The organism is Pseudoclavibacter helvolus (assembly GCF_049707175.1).
Lineage (GTDB): Bacteria > Actinomycetota > Actinomycetes > Actinomycetales > Microbacteriaceae > Pseudoclavibacter > Pseudoclavibacter helvolus_A.
This window is the reverse complement of record NZ_JBNAFM010000006.1, coordinates 21,231-37,379: the sequence shown is the minus strand read 5'-3', so window position 1 is coordinate 37,379 and position 16,149 is coordinate 21,231. Positions and strand designations below refer to the sequence as shown.

At 68.5% G+C, this 16,149-nt stretch carries 16 protein-coding genes; 10 read left to right on the top strand and 6 right to left on the bottom strand.

The window, feature by feature from the left end; translation table 11 throughout:
* Positions 1-4: 4 nt before the first annotated feature.
* Positions 5-289: a hypothetical protein gene (locus ACPYN9_RS06400; protein WP_424464949.1), complete on the bottom strand. Its 285-nt coding sequence runs from the start codon at positions 287-289 to the stop codon at positions 5-7.
* Between the two features lie 173 nt (positions 290-462).
* Between ACPYN9_RS06400 and ACPYN9_RS06395 the strand changes: the two genes are divergently transcribed.
* Together ACPYN9_RS06395 and ACPYN9_RS06390 are read left to right on the top strand one after the other, a co-directional pair.
* On the top strand, positions 463-1,593 hold the full coding sequence (locus ACPYN9_RS06395; RefSeq protein WP_424464947.1) for an L-talarate/galactarate dehydratase: 1,131 nt from the start codon (positions 463-465) through the stop codon (positions 1,591-1,593).
* A gap of 58 nt (positions 1,594-1,651) precedes the next feature.
* Positions 1,652-2,338: a FadR/GntR family transcriptional regulator gene (locus ACPYN9_RS06390; RefSeq protein ID WP_424464945.1), complete on the top strand. Its 687-nt coding sequence runs from the start codon at positions 1,652-1,654 to the stop codon at positions 2,336-2,338.
* 65 nt (positions 2,339-2,403) lie between these two features.
* Here ACPYN9_RS06390 and ACPYN9_RS06385 read toward each other — a convergent pair whose 3' ends face one another.
* Positions 2,404-3,144 (bottom strand): SOS response-associated peptidase, encoded by a 741-nt coding sequence (locus ACPYN9_RS06385; protein WP_424464943.1) that lies wholly within the window; start codon positions 3,142-3,144, stop codon positions 2,404-2,406.
* Between the two features lie 82 nt (positions 3,145-3,226).
* On the opposite strand from ACPYN9_RS06385, the gene hisC reads away from it, so the two are divergent.
* Complete coding sequence (gene hisC, locus ACPYN9_RS06380; RefSeq protein ID WP_424464941.1) at positions 3,227-4,294, top strand: histidinol-phosphate transaminase; 1,068 nt, start codon at positions 3,227-3,229, stop codon at positions 4,292-4,294.
* On the top strand, positions 4,291-5,580 hold the full coding sequence (locus tag ACPYN9_RS06375) for an ATP-binding protein (RefSeq protein ID WP_424464939.1): 1,290 nt from the start codon (positions 4,291-4,293) through the stop codon (positions 5,578-5,580). The genes hisC and ACPYN9_RS06375 overlap by 4 nt, the downstream gene beginning before the upstream one ends.
* 84 nt (positions 5,581-5,664) lie before the next feature.
* Here ACPYN9_RS06375 and ACPYN9_RS06370 read toward each other — a convergent pair whose 3' ends face one another.
* Positions 5,665-6,042: a hypothetical protein gene (locus tag ACPYN9_RS06370; RefSeq protein ID WP_424464937.1), complete on the bottom strand. Its 378-nt coding sequence runs from the start codon at positions 6,040-6,042 to the stop codon at positions 5,665-5,667.
* Between the two features lie 147 nt (positions 6,043-6,189).
* Here ACPYN9_RS06370 and ACPYN9_RS06365 point away from each other — a divergent pair, with 147 nt between their 5' ends.
* Positions 6,190-7,059 (top strand): carbon-nitrogen hydrolase family protein, encoded by an 870-nt coding sequence (locus ACPYN9_RS06365; RefSeq protein ID WP_424464935.1) that lies wholly within the window; start codon positions 6,190-6,192, stop codon positions 7,057-7,059.
* 6 nt (positions 7,060-7,065) lie between these two features.
* On the opposite strand, the gene ACPYN9_RS06360 is transcribed toward ACPYN9_RS06365, so the two are convergent.
* Positions 7,066-8,271 carry an aminotransferase class I/II-fold pyridoxal phosphate-dependent enzyme gene (locus ACPYN9_RS06360; RefSeq protein ID WP_424464933.1) on the bottom strand — a complete coding sequence of 402 codons (1,206 nt, stop codon included), beginning with the start codon at positions 8,269-8,271 and terminating at the stop codon, positions 7,066-7,068.
* A gap of 140 nt (positions 8,272-8,411) precedes the next feature.
* On the opposite strand from ACPYN9_RS06360, the gene ACPYN9_RS06355 reads away from it, so the two are divergent.
* Positions 8,412-9,728, top strand: coding sequence for a S1C family serine protease (locus ACPYN9_RS06355; RefSeq protein ID WP_424464931.1), 1,317 nt, complete (start codon positions 8,412-8,414; stop codon positions 9,726-9,728).
* A 35-nt stretch (positions 9,729-9,763) separates the two neighbouring features.
* Here ACPYN9_RS06355 and ACPYN9_RS06350 read toward each other — a convergent pair whose 3' ends face one another.
* Positions 9,764-10,657, bottom strand: a complete 894-nt coding sequence (locus ACPYN9_RS06350; protein ID WP_424464929.1) for a hypothetical protein — start codon at positions 10,655-10,657, stop codon at positions 9,764-9,766.
* Between the two features lie 131 nt (positions 10,658-10,788).
* Here ACPYN9_RS06350 and ACPYN9_RS06345 point away from each other — a divergent pair, with 131 nt between their 5' ends.
* From ACPYN9_RS06345 to ACPYN9_RS06335, 3 genes are all read left to right on the top strand, one after another.
* On the top strand, positions 10,789-11,838 hold the full coding sequence (locus tag ACPYN9_RS06345; RefSeq protein ID WP_424464927.1) for an ABC transporter ATP-binding protein: 1,050 nt from the start codon (positions 10,789-10,791) through the stop codon (positions 11,836-11,838).
* Between the two features lie 116 nt (positions 11,839-11,954).
* On the top strand, positions 11,955-13,385 hold the full coding sequence (locus ACPYN9_RS06340) for a hypothetical protein (protein WP_424464925.1): 1,431 nt from the start codon (positions 11,955-11,957) through the stop codon (positions 13,383-13,385).
* Positions 13,386-13,466: 81 nt separating this feature from the next.
* Positions 13,467-13,757, top strand: a complete 291-nt coding sequence (locus ACPYN9_RS06335) for a DUF3039 domain-containing protein (RefSeq protein ID WP_104253865.1) — start codon at positions 13,467-13,469, stop codon at positions 13,755-13,757.
* 93 nt (positions 13,758-13,850) lie between these two features.
* Here ACPYN9_RS06335 and ACPYN9_RS06330 read toward each other — a convergent pair whose 3' ends face one another.
* Entirely contained in the window at positions 13,851-15,191 is a 1,341-nt protein-coding gene (locus ACPYN9_RS06330; protein WP_424464923.1) for a nicotinate phosphoribosyltransferase, read from the bottom strand.
* A gap of 91 nt (positions 15,192-15,282) precedes the next feature.
* Between ACPYN9_RS06330 and murI the strand changes: the two genes are divergently transcribed.
* Complete coding sequence (murI, locus tag ACPYN9_RS06325; protein ID WP_424464921.1) at positions 15,283-16,116, top strand: glutamate racemase; 834 nt, start codon at positions 15,283-15,285, stop codon at positions 16,114-16,116.
* The last annotated feature ends 33 nt before the right edge of the window (positions 16,117-16,149 follow it).

The window sequence follows — 16,149 nt, the reverse complement described above, 5'->3', positions numbered from 1 at the left end:
CTGCTCACTCCCAGCTCAGGGCGAGGAGCCAGCCACCTGGGGCGCGGCACAGGTCGTAGAGGTGCTCATCGTGGCTCTTTCGCGCGTCGTCACGGACTGCGGTGACGCGCCAGAGTTCCTGGTCGATGCGCGCGGGGGAGGAGGCGCCGTGCCACCACGGGGGGAGTCGCCGGTAGTACGCCTGTGGCTGGCCGATGACGGTGTAGAGGAAGCGCTGCCACACGAAGGAGACCGGCTGGCCGTCGCCGTTGATGGCGACTTCGATGGTGTCATCGACGACGGTTGGCATGGTTCCCCCTGACGTACTCGAATCTGTATTCGAATGCAGGTCCAGCGTAAATCGCACCACCGACACTGGCAACCGCAAGTCTCAGTCAGAGGCTGAAGGTCGAAGTCGGCTAGACAGATTAGAAATCTGTCTGATAGCTTTCTGGAAAACGTCACCCTCAAGGACGAAGGATCATGACTCACACCGCAGACTCCATCCGCTCGATCGAACTCTCGACGCTCCGCCTGCCCCTCGCGACGCCCATCTCTGACGCGAAGGTCTTCACCGGTCGCCAGAAGCCCATGACCGAGGTGGTGTTCCTCATCGCCGAGATCCAGACGGAGCAGGGCTCCTCAGGCCACGGCTTCAGCTACTCGAAGCGCGCGGGCGGGCCCGCACAATACGCCCACGCCCGCGAGGTCGCAGAAGCCGCGCTCGGCGAAGACCCGAACGACATCCAGAAGCTCTACTCCAAGCTGCTCTGGGCCGGTGCCTCCGTTGGTCGCTCCGGTGTCGCCACGCAGGCGCTCGCGGCGCTGGACATCGCCCTCTACGACCTCAAGGCGAAGCGCGCCGGGCTGCCCCTCTCGAAGCTCCTCGGTTCGTATCGGGATTCCGTGCAGACCTACAACACCTCCGGTGGCTTCCTCAACGCTTCGCTCGACGAGGTGCGCCAGCGGGCGACGCAGTCGATCGAGGAAGGCATCGGCGGTATCAAGATCAAGGTCGGGCTGCCGGATACTGCCGAGGACCTCCGCCGCGTCCGTGCCGTGCGGGAGCACATCGGCGACAGCGTGCCGCTCATGGTGGATGCGAACCAACAGTGGGACCGTGCCACGGCGCTGCGCATGGGGCGTCGGTTTGAGGAGTTCGACCTCACGTGGATCGAGGAGCCACTCGACGCCTACGACGCAGAGGGGCACGCAGACCTCGCCCGCGCGCTCGACACGCCGATCGCCACGGGCGAGATGCTGGCCTCGGTCGCCGAGCACCGGCAGCTCATCAATGCCAGGTCCTGCGACATCATCCAGCCAGACGCCCCGCGCATCGGCGGCATCACGAACTTCCTGAGGCTCATGACGCTCGCCGACGAGGCGGGCCTCGACCTGGCGCCGCACTTCGCCATGGAGATCCACCTGCACCTCGCTGCCTGCTACCCGCGTGAGCCATGGGTCGAGCACTTCGATTGGCTCGACCCGCTCTTCGAGGAGCGCCTCGAGACGCGTGACGGACGGATGCTCGTCCCCGACCGTCCAGGGCTCGGCTTCACGTTCAGCGAGCAGGCGCGCGCCTGGACGACCGAGCGCGTCACGCTCTCCGTCTGAGCGGTCCGGTGACGGTGCGGGGCGCGAGGGTCTGCGACGGGGGTGGGACGATGTGTCCATGAGCATGACGCGTGCAGAGGAGATCGCCAGGGTCCTCGCCGACCGCATCGTCGAGGGCGTGATCGCCCCGGGCGACCGCCTGCCGAGCGAAGGGGGCCTCGTCGAGGAGTTCGGGGCGAGTCGAAGCGTTGTCCGCGAAGCCCTCCACCGTCTCCAGTCGCGCGGGCTCGTCCGCACGCGCGTCGGCTCGGGCAGCTACGCGCTCACACCGCCCGTGCCCACGACGGGCGACGACTGGCTCGCCGCGCACTCCGAGGCGGAGCGGGCTGAGTTGCAGGGCTTCCGAGTCGCGGTCGAAGTCGAGGCGGCTGCCCTCGCAGCTCGTGGTCCGTCGCCGACGGAGATCGCCGCAATCGAGTCGGCGCTGGACGCACTGGCGCAGGCGACGCTGCCGAGCGAGACGGTGGATGCGGACTTCGCGTTCCATCGGGCCGTCGCGGCCGCCTCTGGCAACCGGTACCTGCTCGCGGCCGTCGACCGGATGGGCGCACGAGCCATCATCCTGCCGCCCGCACGGATCTCAGACCAGCAACGCGATGCGAACGAGTCTGCCGCGGTCCTCGCCGAGCATCGGGCCGTCGCCGACGCAATCCGTCTGAACGACCCCGTGGCGGCCGCGGCGGCCGTTCGAACCCATCTCGCGGCCTCAGCCTCGCGCCGCGCGGCGCGCGAGTACGGTTCCTGACACGGCGGCGTTGCCCGCCGACCGCAGCCGCGGCGATCGGGCTGGCGAGCGCATCCAAGTATCGATCAGCTCGGCGACGCCACCGGGGCCATGAGCTGCGGCCCCGAACTCGACACCCGCCCGACCTCAGGGCCCACCTCGTGCATCACCAGCGACGAAGCGAGCTCGACGCCTGCAAGGCTCGCCTCGTCGAGCAGGCCCTGCGTGCCCACCACGGACTGGTCGAGCCACTGGTCCCAGAGCGCCCTCGGCAACATGAGCGGCATTCGATCGTGGATGCTCGCGAGCTCGCCAGTCGACCCCCTCGTGAGGATGGTCGTCGACAGCACCCAGCGAGACGGGTCATCGCCTGGTTTTGTCGGGTCGGCCCACCACGAGTAAAGGCCGGCGAAGGCGATGAGGTCGTCGGCGCGCTCCGGATGGATGAAGAACGGCGTCTTCGAGCCCGCCTTCGTGCCATCCGCGGTCTTGCGCCACTCGTAGTACCCGACGGCCGGCACGATCGCCCGCCGCTGCTTCACGGGCCCCCGGAACGTCGGCTTCTCCAGTACCGTCTCGATGCGGGCATTGAACGCCTTCGAAGAGAAGCTCGGATCTTTCGCGAAGGGCGGGAGCAGGCCCCATCTGGCGCGCTCGACGCGGCGCACCGCATCCCCGCCGCCCTTCGGTTCCGGCTCGACCACCACCGGCACCGGATCCGTCGGAGGGGTGTTAAACGACGGCTCAGGCAAATCAGCGCCGAGCGCCTCGATATCGAAGAGCGCCTCGACGTGCTCAACGGCTGGGGTGACATAGCGACCGCACATGGCTCAACGCTACGACGCCAAGGGCGGATGCGGCAGGCCAAGACGTGCGCTGCCGGCTTCGGATTCTCTGTACGCTCAGAGCATGGTCAAGCAGCGCAGCGCCCTCGACAGCATCCCCGCCTACAAGCAGGGAGCCATGCCCAGCAGCAGCGACGTGGTCAAGCTCTCCTCCAACGAGAACCCCTTCCCGCCGCTCGCCTCCGTGCGCGACGCCGTCGCCGAGCAGCTCGAGCGCATCCACCTGTACCCCTCGATGGCCGCGCCCGAGCTGACCGCTCGCGTCGCAGAGCTCCAAGGCGTCGACCCCGAGAACATCGTCTTCGGTGCAGGCTCCGTCGAAGTCGCCACCCAGCTCGTCCAGGCGAGCGCAGGGGAGGGCGACGAGGTGCTGTTCGCCTGGCGGAGCTTCGAGGCCTACCCAATCATCGCCATCGGCGCCGGCGCCACCCCCGTGCAGGTGCCACTCACCCCCGACGAGCGACACGACCTCGACGCCATGGCTGCGGCCATCACCGATCGCACCGCCATCATCTTCGTCTGCAACCCGAACAACCCGACAGGCGCGACCCTCACCCACGACGAGGTGCGCGCCTTCATCGCACGCGTTCCAAGCGACGTGCTCGTCGTCATCGACGAAGCCTACGAGCACTTCAACCGCGACGCGGAGACCGCCATCGGCATCAACCTCTACCGCGAGTTCCCGAACGTCGCCGTCCTCCACACCTTCTCCAAGGCCTACGGTCTCGCCGGACTCCGCATCGGCTACGCCGTCGCGAGGGCAGACGTCGCCGCGAACCTCCGCAAGGTCGCCGTGCCCTTCGCCGTCTCCGCCCTCGCCCAGGTCGCCGCCGTCGCCTCCCTCGACGCGGAAGCCGAGCTCGCCGTCCGCATCGACGAGATCGTCAGCGAGCGCACCCGCCTCACCACCGCGCTCCGCGCCCAGGGATGGAAGCTCGGCGACTCCCAGGCGAACTTCGTCTGGCTCCGACTCGACGACAGCACCCAGCGCATCGACGCGGCACTCACCGAAGCCGGCGTCCTCGCGCGAGCCTTCCCCGGCGAGGGCATCCGCATCACCATCGGCTCCTCAGACGCCAACGACCGTGCGCTGGCCGCGCTCGCGGGGGTCCGGGCGGAGGCACGCGCATGACCATCTGGCGCATCCGCGACTTCCAGCCGACGGACCTCGACGCGCTGCTCCGCCTCTGGGAGCAGCACCGCAGCTCCGGCTCTGAGCCCGTGTACGGACTCAGCGAGGTCATCGCCTCCACCCGGAAGGACACCGCCGTCGTGGCCGTTGCGGGGGAGAAGCTCGTGGGGGTCGCCGTGGCTCGGGCCGCGCACGACCAAGGGTGGATCGTCTTCTTCGCGACCGACGACGAATGGCGCAGGCGCGGCATCGGCGGGGCGTTGCTAGCTTCGCTCGAGCAGCGCATGGCCCAGCACGGGCTGCAGAAGCTCACGATTCTCGTGCCAGACGAGCAGACGCAGGTTGGCGCGCTCACGAAGGCGGGGTTCGCCGACAAGCGCCACCTGCGCTACTTCGAGCGCGAGATCCGCGTCAAGCAGCAGGAGATGGTCGCGCTCCGCGAACTCGGCGGACGCATCCTGCCCTCCGACCGCTGGGACGCGATCGGAGGAATGCAGCACGAGAAGGACGTCCTCGAGCGACGGCTCGTGCTGCCCTTGAGCGATCCCGACCTCGCCGAAGAGTACGGCGTCGTGCCCCCACGCGCGATCGTGCTGTTCGGCCCTCCAGGCACCGGCAAGACGACCTTCGCGAAGGGCATTGCCTCTCGGCTCGGCTGGCCGTTCGTCGAGGTCTTCCCGTCTCGCCTCGCGGCGTCGCCGCGCGGGCTCGCCGGCGAGCTGCGCGAGACGTTCGAGCAGGTCGAATCGCTCGAACACGCGGTGGTGTTCATCGACGAGGTCGAGGAGATCGCGTCGCACCGGGGTGGTGAGCCACCGTCGCCCACGCAGGGGGTGACAAACGAGCTCCTGAAAATCATCCCGGCGTTCCGCGAGAAGCCCGGCAGGCTGCTGATCTGCGCGACGAACTTCATCCGCGCCCTCGACCAGGCCTTCCTGCGCCACGGACGCTTCGACTACGTCATCCCGATCGGGCTTCCCGACGCCGCTGCGCGTCGGGCGATCTGGGAGCGGTACGTGCCGGAGTCCGTGAGCGATTCCGTCGACGTGCGCGTGCTCGTCGAGCAGACGAGCGGATACTCGCCCGCCGACATCGAGTTCGCCGCGCGACGCGCCTCACAGGTCGCGCTCGAGCGTGCTGTCGCCGCGCGGAACTCGGGCGACGTCGTGCCGCTCGGGCCGACTACCGACGACTTCCTCGCCGCCATCGCCTCAACGCGCACGACGGTCTCCTCCGAAGTGGAGCGCGAGTTCGAGGAGGACATCTCCACAATCGCACGCGTCTAGCGTTGGCTCGCTGGCCCAAAACGAGCTGGACACACACGTGGGGCCGGATGCGATGCATCCGGCCCCACGTGCGTGCAGCTGAGGCTAGGCCTTCTTGGCTGCGGGGTCTTCGTCGTCCGACGTGATGTCGAAGTCGTCTACCTCGTCGTCGCCTTCGGGATCGAGTTCGCCCTCGACCTCGTCAAGATCCTCGTCGTCGCCCTCCTCGAGCTCGCTCTCGATCTCGTCGATCCACTCGTCGAGGAGGTCCTCGGCGGCTTCGTCGTCGGCGGCAGTCTGCACCTCGAGGGTGCCATCGCCCCACAGGCGCGAGGAGACGCGGACGTCGTCGGTGTCCTCGACGGCGTCGTGGGCCTCCGACTCGTACTCGTTGGCGATCTTGGCGGCTTCGTCTTCGGACTCGGCTTCGATGACGAGCGCCGAGACGACCTCGTATTTCAAGAGCACGGCGTAGGTAGGCATTGGGCGACTCCTCGTGACTGCGAGCGCACCGCTCGCAGAATGAAGGTACTCGCGACGGTGCGTCGGGACAAGCTGGGGCCGGTGCGTCGCGGGTGACGCCTTGGTGAAGAGTTCCTATCTGGGTGCTGCTCGCCGTAGGCTCGCGGCATGCCTCTCGACGCGCGCGCCACCCCCGAAGCGATTGCAGACTCGACTCCAGCAGGGAGCGAGCGGCCCGAGCTTGCCGTGGCGGTGGCCCAGTATGCGCCAGGCGCCGACACATCGGAGAACGAGCGGCTCCTCAGCGAGCATGTGGCGTTGGCTGCGGGGCGCGGGGCGCGGCTCGTGGTGGTGCCCGAGTACGCGAGCTACTTCCAGCCAGATCTGGGGCCTGACCTCGTCCGGCACGCGCAGGGGCTTGATGGGCCGTTCGTCACGCTGATGCGCTCGCTCGCTCTGGAGCACGGCGTCGCGGTCGTCGCAGGTCTCGTCGCCACGTCGGCAGACCCTGAGCGCTTCGCGAACACGCTCGTGGCCGTCGCCGCCTCTGGTGAGGTGGTGGCCAGTTACCAGAAGGTGCATCTGTACGACGCGTTCGGGGCGAAGGAGAGCGACTGGGTGGTGGCCGGCGAGCCGTCGCCGCCGCAGACCTTCGTGGTTGACGGCGTGCGGGTTGGGCTCCAGACCTGCTACGACCTCCGGTTCCCCGAGGTGTCGAGGATGCTCGTGGATGCGGGCGCGCAGCTCGTCGCCATCCCTGCGGAATGGGTGCGCGGTCCGCTCAAGGAGCACCACTGGACGACCCTGCTTGCGGCGCGAGCGATCGAAAACACCGTCTACTTCGCCGCCGCCGACCACCCGGCGCCGATCGGTGTCGGCCACAGCGCGGTTGTCGACCCCCGAGGAGCGACGCTGGCTGGAGTCGGCGTCGAACCCGGCATCGCACTGGCCTGGGTCTCGCTCGAGGCCCTCGACGCCGTGCGCACGCAGAACCCGGCGCTCGAGCTGCGACGGTACCGAGTGGCCCCGATCGCCTGACCTGGGCTATCGGCTGAGCTCGCCGAGGCGGTCGAGGCGCCGCATCCCTTCCTCGAGTACGGCGTCGCTCTTGCAGAACGCGAAACGGATGAGCGACCGGTAGTCGCCTTGGCGTTCTGGAGTGCAGAGGGCTGCGACGGGGATGCCGACGACCCCGAGCTCGCGGGGCAGTCGCCGGCAGAGCTCGGTGGCATCCGGGTAGCCGATGCTCGCGGTGTCGGCGATGACGAAGTAGCCGGCTGACGGTGTCGCGGTCTCCAGGCCGCGGCTCCGGAGCGCGGTGACGAGCGAATCCCGCTTGGCTCGCAGTCGGTCACGTTCCTCGTGGAAGCGCAGAGCGGGGAGCCGGAGCCCGACCGCGACCGCGGGCTGGAACGGCCCGCTCCCGACGTAGCTCAGGTACTGCTTCACCGCGAGCACCGCCTCGATCAGTGCGGCTGGCCCCGAGATCCAGCCGACCTTCCACCCGGTCACGCTGAACGTCTTGCCACCGGAGCCGATGCTGAGCGTGCGGGAGGCGGCGCCCGGGAGGCTCGCGATGGAGAGGTGCTCGCCGTCGAAGGCGAGGTGCTCGTAGACCTCGTCGGTGACGATAATGGCGTCGTGACGCGCCGCGAGCTCGACCACCAGCTGCAGGGTTTCGCGGGGGAGCACCGCCCCGGTCGGGTTGTGCGGCGTATTGACGATGATGAGCCTGGTCCGGTCGCTGATCGCCCGTCGCAGCTCGTCGTGGTCCACTCGGAACGACGGCCAGCGCAGCGGCACCGTCACCAGTCGGGCATCGGCGAGGTGGGCGAGTGCGCCGTAGGCGTCGTAATGCGGCTCAAGGACGACGATGTCCTCTCCGGGCTCGACGAGACCGAGCACCGTCGCCGCGAGTGCCTCCGTCGCTCCGACCGTCACCAGCACCTCCCGGTCCGGATCGAGCGTGACGCCACGGAAACGGAGCTGATGCTCGGCGATCGCCAGTCGAAGATCTGCCGTGCCCCTGGGCGGCGGGTACTGGTTCTCGCCGCGGGAGATGGCTGCCCGCGCTTCCTCCAGCAGCTCCTCTGGCCCGGTGTAGTCGGGGAAGCCCTGGCCGAGGTTCACCGACCCGGTCGCTCGCGCGAGCTCGCTCATCTCGCCGAACACGGTGCCCTGCAGTTCGCCGCTCGCTGAGAGCAGACCCGCACCCTGGGCAGCCCGAAGCCATGGTCCGTCTCTGCGCATGCATCCAGTGTGGCATCGGCAGAGTCACGATCGAGTCTCGAACCGCGACGTGCCGACGAAACCGGAGCGTTCACCTCGTCGGCTCCCTAGACTGACGCCACGGATGCGCCCAGACGCATCGAGCGAACGTCAGGATCCACATGGTCGACTCACCACCCGCCGCGGGCTCCGATGCACCCGGTGCGCAGGCGCAGACGGCTGCTCCGCAAGCCGCAGAGCACGGTCGCCATCGCGCGGGGGCGCACCTTCACTCCATCCACGACGACGCACCGGTGGTCACTCGCCGAACCGGCCTTTTGCTCGTCGCGGGGGTCGCTGTGGTCGCAGCGCTCATCGGCGGGGTCAGCGGCGCTCTGATCACCGCTAACATGGTGGGCCAGCCCAACCACGATGCGCAGCGCCTGACGCAGCCGCTCGGCTCGCCGAGCGAGCCGGCGACACCGCTGCCAGGTGAGGCGAGCGCGGCGATTGTCGCTGCGGCTCCGAGCGTCGTGACGCTCACCGTCTCGACGCCGACGCGCACGGAGACCGGATCCGCGGTCGTGTACTCGAGCGACGGTCTCGTCATCACAAACGCGCACGTCGTGACCCTCGACGGCACGGTGGCGGATGCGCAGATCACGGCGACGATGAGCGACGGCCGGGTGTACACGACAAGCCGCGTGGGCCTCGACGTGTTGGCCGATGTCGCCGTGCTCAGGCTGGACGGTGCCACCGGGCTCCAGGAAGCCGTCTTCTCTGATTCTGACCAGCTGATCGTCGGACAATCGGCCATCGTGCTCGGCGCGCCCCTCGGGCTCGCGGGCACGGCGACGACCGGTGTGGTGTCGGCGGTCAATCGCAGCATCGAGATCGCCTCAGCCGCCGTGCCGACGACCGTCGACGAGAACGCGGCGACCGACTCGCCGCTCAGCTCGACGACCGACCCGGGCAAGAGCATCGTGCAGCTGCCCGTCATCCAGACCGACGCCGCCATCAATCCGGGCAACTCTGGAGGCGCGCTGCTGAACGCCAACGGCGAGGTGATCGGCATCAACGTGGCGATCGCCGGGACGAAGTCCGGTGGTCCGGGCCAAGCGGCCTCGACCGGAAGCATCGGCCTCGGGTTCGCGCTCCCTGCGAACTACGCGGTGCAGATCGCCGCGCAGCTGGCCGCCGGGCAGACACCCTCGCACGGCGCGCTCGGCGCGACGGTCCGGAACGCCGCGACGGTGGCAACGAGCAGCCAAAGCATCGTGGGGGCCTACGTCGACAGCGTCGTCGAGAACGGAGCCGCCTCGCTCGCAGGCCTCCGCAGGGGCGACATCGTGACCTACATCGGGACGATCCCAGTCGCCAACGCGAACGACCTGATCGCGCACGTGCGCGTGTACGAGGCCGGCGAAGAGGCAACGCTGACCGTCGTCCGCCAGGGCGAGGTCATCGAGATCCCGGTCGCACTCGACGCCGCCGCCTAGGCACGCTCACCGACGAGGGCGGCGCGAGGACTCGCCTAATCCGAGGTGTCCTGCTTGGACTCCTTGCCGCGGGTGAGGGCGAGGGGAACGCGGAAGAAGCTGAACGGCCCACGCGTCAGCGCCTTGTGCTCCCCGTCCCCGTCGTGCTTCGCCGGCGCGAACTTCGGATGCAGCTCGATGGGGAAGCTCGCCGGAGCTACGCCGAACGCCTCGCGCGACGTGCGCACGACCTCGTGGCTGAGCATCCGGTTGCCGGCGCCGCCGATCACGGCGCCGATGCCGAAGGGGACGAGCCGTCCGACGGTGCTCGCCGACTGCCGGACCACGAAGCGCTTCAGGAACATGGACTGGATGCGCCCGGAGAGTTCGCCGACGAGTGCGCGGGGGAGGCTCTTCGTGACGATTTCGCCCCAGAAGACCTGCTTGGTGGGTCCCTTGCCAAATGCCTGGCCCGCGAACTGCTGGATGAGATTCTTGCTCGCCTTGCCGAGCATGAGTGACTGGATGAGCGTGCGGGCGCGGACCGGATCCGTGATCGGAAGCCCGTGGATCTCGGCGACCGCCTGCCCGAACAGCGACGTCATCTCAAGGAAGCCCGCCGTCTCGACACCGGTGACGGCAAGTGAAGCTGCGGTTCCGACACCTGGCACCATCGCGGCGGCACCCGCAGCACCACCGCTCACCGTGGTCGCGTTGAGATACTGCTGCTCGATCTTCGTGATCAGCTCGCTGGGGGTCGCATCCGGATACTTTCCCCGGAGAATTCGGATCTGGCGCACCACGATGGGACGCTGGATGGCCATGAGGTGGTCGAGCCAGATCTTGTCCTGCTCACTCGCCGACGAGGGCTGATCTCCGCGCGGCGGGAGCGGCGCATAGCCCGCCGCGTCTGCTGTCTCGTCGAACCGCTGCGTGCTGGAATCGGACACGTGACCTCCTAGATCTGGCATCGTCCCGGGCAGTGCCGAGTGCGACGCGAGCAGTGTATGAGGAGACGCCTGGGGAGAGCTTGGAGCTGGCAGCGCGGCAAGCGACGGCGGATCGTTGGTACGGTTGAGCGATGTCTTCGAAGAGCTCAGACGTCGGCGATGGCGCCGCCGACGATGTGAACGAGAGTGCTGCCAGCCCCGACGTACCGGAGGGCGACGCGAGTCGACCCCAGCCGATCATGGTCGAGGCGATCGTCGTCGACGACACGGTGACCGCATCCTCGCTCGCGGAGGAGGCTGCGCAAGAGTCGAACCTCCCTGCCGCGGTCAGGAACCCCGCACTGGGTGCGGCGACGGCCGAGGGTCTGTCGACGATGACGCCGGTCACTCGCGTGACGGAGGCCCCGGACCGCGAGCTCGGCGACACAGTTCTCTCGGTCAGCGGCCTCACGAAGAGATTCGGCGCTGATGTCGCCGTCAAGGACGTCACGTTCGAAGTGCGGCGCGGTTCGTTCACCGGAATCGTGGGACCCAACGGCGCAGGCAAGACGACCACCCTCTCGATGGCGACCGGGCTCCTCAAGCCGACCAGCGGCACGGTCGAGGTGCTCGGCCTCGACGTCTGGAAGAACCCGAAAGCGGCGCATCCGCACATCGGCATCCTGCCCGACCGACTCCGTCTCTTCGACCAGCTGACCGGTGGCCAGCTCCTCTACTACTCCGGGCTCCTACGCGGACTCTCGCCAGCTGACTCGCGCGCACGCACCGAGTCGCTGGTGCACGCGTTCGAGCTCGAATCGGCTGCGAACCGGCTCGTCGTCGACTACTCGGCCGGCATGACGAAGAAGATCTCGCTCGCCGCCGCCCTTATCCACTCGCCTGAGCTGCTGGTGCTGGACGAGCCGTTCGACACCATCGACCCCGTCTCTGCGGGCCAGCTGATCGACATCCTGCTCGAGTACGTGCAGCGCGGCGGCACCGTCTTGCTGTCGAGCCACAGCATGGACCTCGTGCAGCGCGTCTGCGACCACGTCGCGGTCATCGTCCGGGGCGAGCTGCTCGCTTCCGGCACCGTCAGCGATGTACGAGGCAGCATCACGCTCGAAGAACGCTTCCGCGACCTCGTCCGCGGCACGCCACAGATGGAGGGGCTGGATTGGCTGGACATCTCCTTCAACTGAAGCTGCAGTCGATTCGCAACGGCGCGCGGCATGACTCCCAGCACCGGGGGGCGTGGATCGGCACCTTGCTGTGCTCGGTCCTCGCAGCGATTATCGCGGTGTTCGCTGTCTTGTCAATGCTCGACGCCGACCTCGAGGTGAAGCGCGAGAGCGCGATCCTCGCGGGCTCGCTCGTGACGATCGCGACGGGACTCGTCAGCGTCTTCGTGACACCGATCGCGGCCATTGATCCGCGGTCGCTCGCCGTCATGGGGTTCTCGCCGCGACGTTCTGCATGGCTTGCACTCGGCACTGCATTCGTCAGCGTTCCCTCGTTTGCCATCACCGTCGTGCTGCTCGCTGGACTGCTCCTCTGGGCGGGCGATGGGACCGGGCTGCTGTTCGGAGTGCTGGGCGCTGCGATCGTCCTCTGCACCCTGATCGTGCTGTCACGGCTCGCGGGGCTCGTCGGCGAGGACCTCCGGGCACGGCGGCTTGTGAGCGACGCCCGCGCGGCGCTCGTGCTCGTCCTCCTGCTGCTCGCGTCGCCGCTCGTGTTCGTCGCCGTCTCCGTCGACTGGCAACTGGGCCAGCATGAGGCGGTGAGCGCGGCACTCGACGTGCTCTCGCTCTCGCCGATCGCCGCCCCGTGGGCGGCCGCCGCCAGTGCCACCGGCGGCGAGTTGCAGCTCGCGTTCGCGCAGCTGGGTATCGGCGCCGCGACCCTGCTCGTGTTGCTGGTCCTCTGGCAGGTCGTCGCCAGTCGTGTGGCATCTGCCGCACTCGGCGGCGACGAGACGGAGCTCGTTGACCTCGGTGGCTTCGGCGCCTTCGGACGTTCGCCGGCGCTCGTCGTGGCGGCACGCACCGTCACCTACTGGATGCGCGACCCCAGGTACGTCGTCGTCAACGTCTCGCTCATCCTCATCCCGCTGCTCGCGCTCATCCCGCTCGCCGTCGTGGGCGTCGAGCCACGGCATCTCGCGCTCCTTCCGCTGCCGCTGCTCGCGTTCTTCATCGGCTGGACGCTGCACAACGACCTGGCCTTCGACGGCTCCGCGGTCTGGATGCACGTGACGAGCGGCATGTCAGGGCTCGCCGACCGGTTCGGACGAGCACTGCCGACGCTCGTCTTCGGGACCGCCGTCGTGCTGCTCGGCGCGGTCGTGACGTGGTTGATCCTCGGAGACTGGGGCACGGTCATCGCGCTCATCGGACTCTCGCTCGGCCTGCTCTTTGCTGCGACCGGCTTCTCAAGCATCGGCAGCGTGCTGCACCCGTACCCCGTCGCACGTCCCGGCGACTCGCCGTTCAGTCAACCGGTCCGCTCCTGGGGTTCGGGCGTGTTCTGGCACCCGATCACCGGCCTCATCGCGATCCTGCTCATGGGTCCCGCCGTCTATGCCGGCCTCGTGGCGCTCAACGGCGGGGAGTTCTGGTGGAACCTCGTAGCGCTCGGGTGGGGTGTCGTCGTCGGGCTTCTCGTCCTGGTGATCGGCCTGCTCGCAGGGGCTCGCCAGTTCGAGCGGCGGTCCAGCGAGATCATGGCGTTCGCGCAGAGCTCCTAGTCATCGCCGCCAGCCGTCCGCGCTGCGCGGCCGGGTCGGGCATCCGGTGGCGTCAGCGGTTTGCGGCCTAAGATGTCTCGCATGACGTTCTCCAGCACCCCAACCGGCCCGGGTGGGCCAGACGAGACCGGCGGCGGCACGGCGATCCTCGATCGCGAGCTCGAGAAGCTTCTCAACGAGGAGCAGACCGACGATCCGGGCGATCACGACAAGTTCTCGCACTACGTGCGCAAGGAGAAGATCCTTGAGTCGGCCGTCACGGGCAAGCCCGTTCGGGCGCTGTGCGGCAAGAAGTGGCTGCCGAACAGCAACCCAGACCGGTTCCCCGTGTGCCCGAACTGCAAGGCTGTCTACGACAAGATGAAGGGCTGAGGCCCCTCAGCTCCTGCCTGGCGCCTGACGCCGGAGCGCCGCGGCCGCGAACCCCACCGGGGTCGCGGCCGTCGTGCGTGTACCGGCGTGCGTTCAGACCCAGACTGTCTCGCGACCGTCTTGCTCGACGAACACCGTGGGCAGCGCGGCTTCGCCGGCGTGGAGCCGGAGCGCACTGATGGGGAGCTCATCGATGGACATGCGGTGATGCTCGCGGGCCCGCCGCACCCCGGCCTCGCCGGTGAACTCTTCGTTGATGACGCCATCGACGACGAGGTCGACGAGCAACGAACGGTCGCTCTTGTCGGAGACCGGGGCGGCTCCAATGCCGACAACCTCAGCCTCGGCGACGCCGTGCTCATCGCGCCGGCGCACCGGGAACTTCTCGCCGCCCACACTCGCTTTGCCTGCGGATCGCTTGGCGACGGAGACCCAGTCGCCGCCTTCGCCCCGGCGCGCAACCAGCTTGTAGACCATGCCAGAGGCGACCGCGCCGGAGCCGGTGACGACGCTGGTGCCGACGCCGAAGGAGTCGACCGGGCTCGCGCCGAGTCCGGCGATGGCGAATTCGTCGAGGTCGTTCGTGACGGTGATGTTGGTCTCGGTGTTGCCGAGCTCGTCGAGCTGGGCGCGCACCTCCGCCACGAGAGTGGGAAGATCACCGGAGTCGAGGCGAACCCCGCCGAGCTCGCGTCCTGCGACCTCGACCGCGAGGCGGACTCCTTCCCGCACGTTGTAGGTGTCGACGAGGAGCGTCGTGCCCGCACCCAGCGTGGCCACCTGCGAGGCGAAGGCCTCACGTTCAGAGTCGTGCAGCAACGTGAACGAGTGCGCGGCGGTGCCCATGGTCGGGACGCCCCAGCTGCGGCCGGCCTCGAGGTTGCTCGTCGCCGTGAACCCTGCGATGTAAGCGGCGCGCGCGGCGGCGACCGCGGAACGCTCGCCTGTGCGTCGCGAGCCCATCTCAGCGAGCGGACGTCCGCGGGCGACCGACACCATGCGCGCCGCCGCCGACGCGACGGCGCAGTCGTAGTTGTAGATGCTCAGCAGGAGCGTCTCGAGGATGACGCCCTCCGCGAAGCTCGAGCGAACCTCGAGAATGGGCGAGCCGGGGAAGTAGATTTCCCCTTCGCGGTAGCCGCGGATCGTTCCCGTGAAGCGGTAGTTTGCCAGCCAGTCGAGCGTCTCGGCCGAGACGATGGAATGCTCGCGCAGGTGCTCGAGCTCGGCGTCGCCAAAGCGGAAGTCCCGTAGCAGCTCCAGAGCGCGTCCAACGCCTGCGACGACGCCGTAGCGGCGACCGCTGGGCAGGCGCCTCCCGAAGAGCTCGAAGACGCTGTCACGATCGGCCGTGCCAGCGTGAATCGCGGCATCGATCATCGTGAACTCGTACTGGTCGGTGAGGAAGCCGGTGGACGGGCGTTCGAAAGTCACCGCCTCAGCCTAGGCCCCACCGCAGGGCGCGCAAGGGATGTCGGCGTGCGCATCCACGCTCGGCAGGTGCCTGGGAGTAGACTCGGCCTCCATGAGCGAGGCACCGATCGGCGTATTTGACTCTGGTGTCGGCGGGTTGACGGTCGCGAGGGAGATTCGGGCGCAGCTGCCGGGGGAGTCGCTCCTGTACGTGGGTGACACCGAGCACACGCCATATGGGCCGAAGCCGATCGCGGATGTCAGGCGCCTGTCGCTCGCGATCCTCGACGAGCTCGTCGAACAAGACGTGAAGATGCTCGTGATCGCCTGCAACACGGCATCTGCCGCCGTGCTGCGGGATGCGCGCGAGCGGTATGACGTTCCCGTCGTCGAGGTGATCGCTCCCGCCGTGCGTGCCGCCGTGAGCGCGACGCACAACAAGCGCATCGGCGTGCTTGGCACCGAGGCGACGGTCTCGTCGCGGGCGTACGACGACGCCTTCGCGGCAGCTCCGCACCTCGAGATCTTCTCGCAGGCCTGCCCCAGGTTCGTGGAGTTCGTGGAACGCGGCGACACGACGAGTCCCGAGCTCGTGCGCTACGCCGAGGAGTATCTCGCGCCCATCAAGTCGGCGGGCGTCGACACGGTGGTCCTGGGATGCACGCACTATCCGTTCCTGAAGGGCGTGCTCGGCTACGTGCTCGGCCCGGGCGTGCGCCTGGTGTCCAGCGACGTCGAGACGGCACAGGACGTCTACCGGGTGCTTGCCTCGAACGGACTCCTGAACTCGAGCGGTCGAGCGCCCCAGTACTCGTACCGAGCCACCGGTGAGAACACGGAGGCCTTCGTGAACCTCGCCGGGCGCTTCCTCGGGCCGGATGTGCGCCACGTCGAACGCCTCATGACGGAGGCCATCACGCTGCCGCCGTCCATGCGTCGCGCCTGACGCATCCGCCCGCCCGGACCATCAGACCGAAGA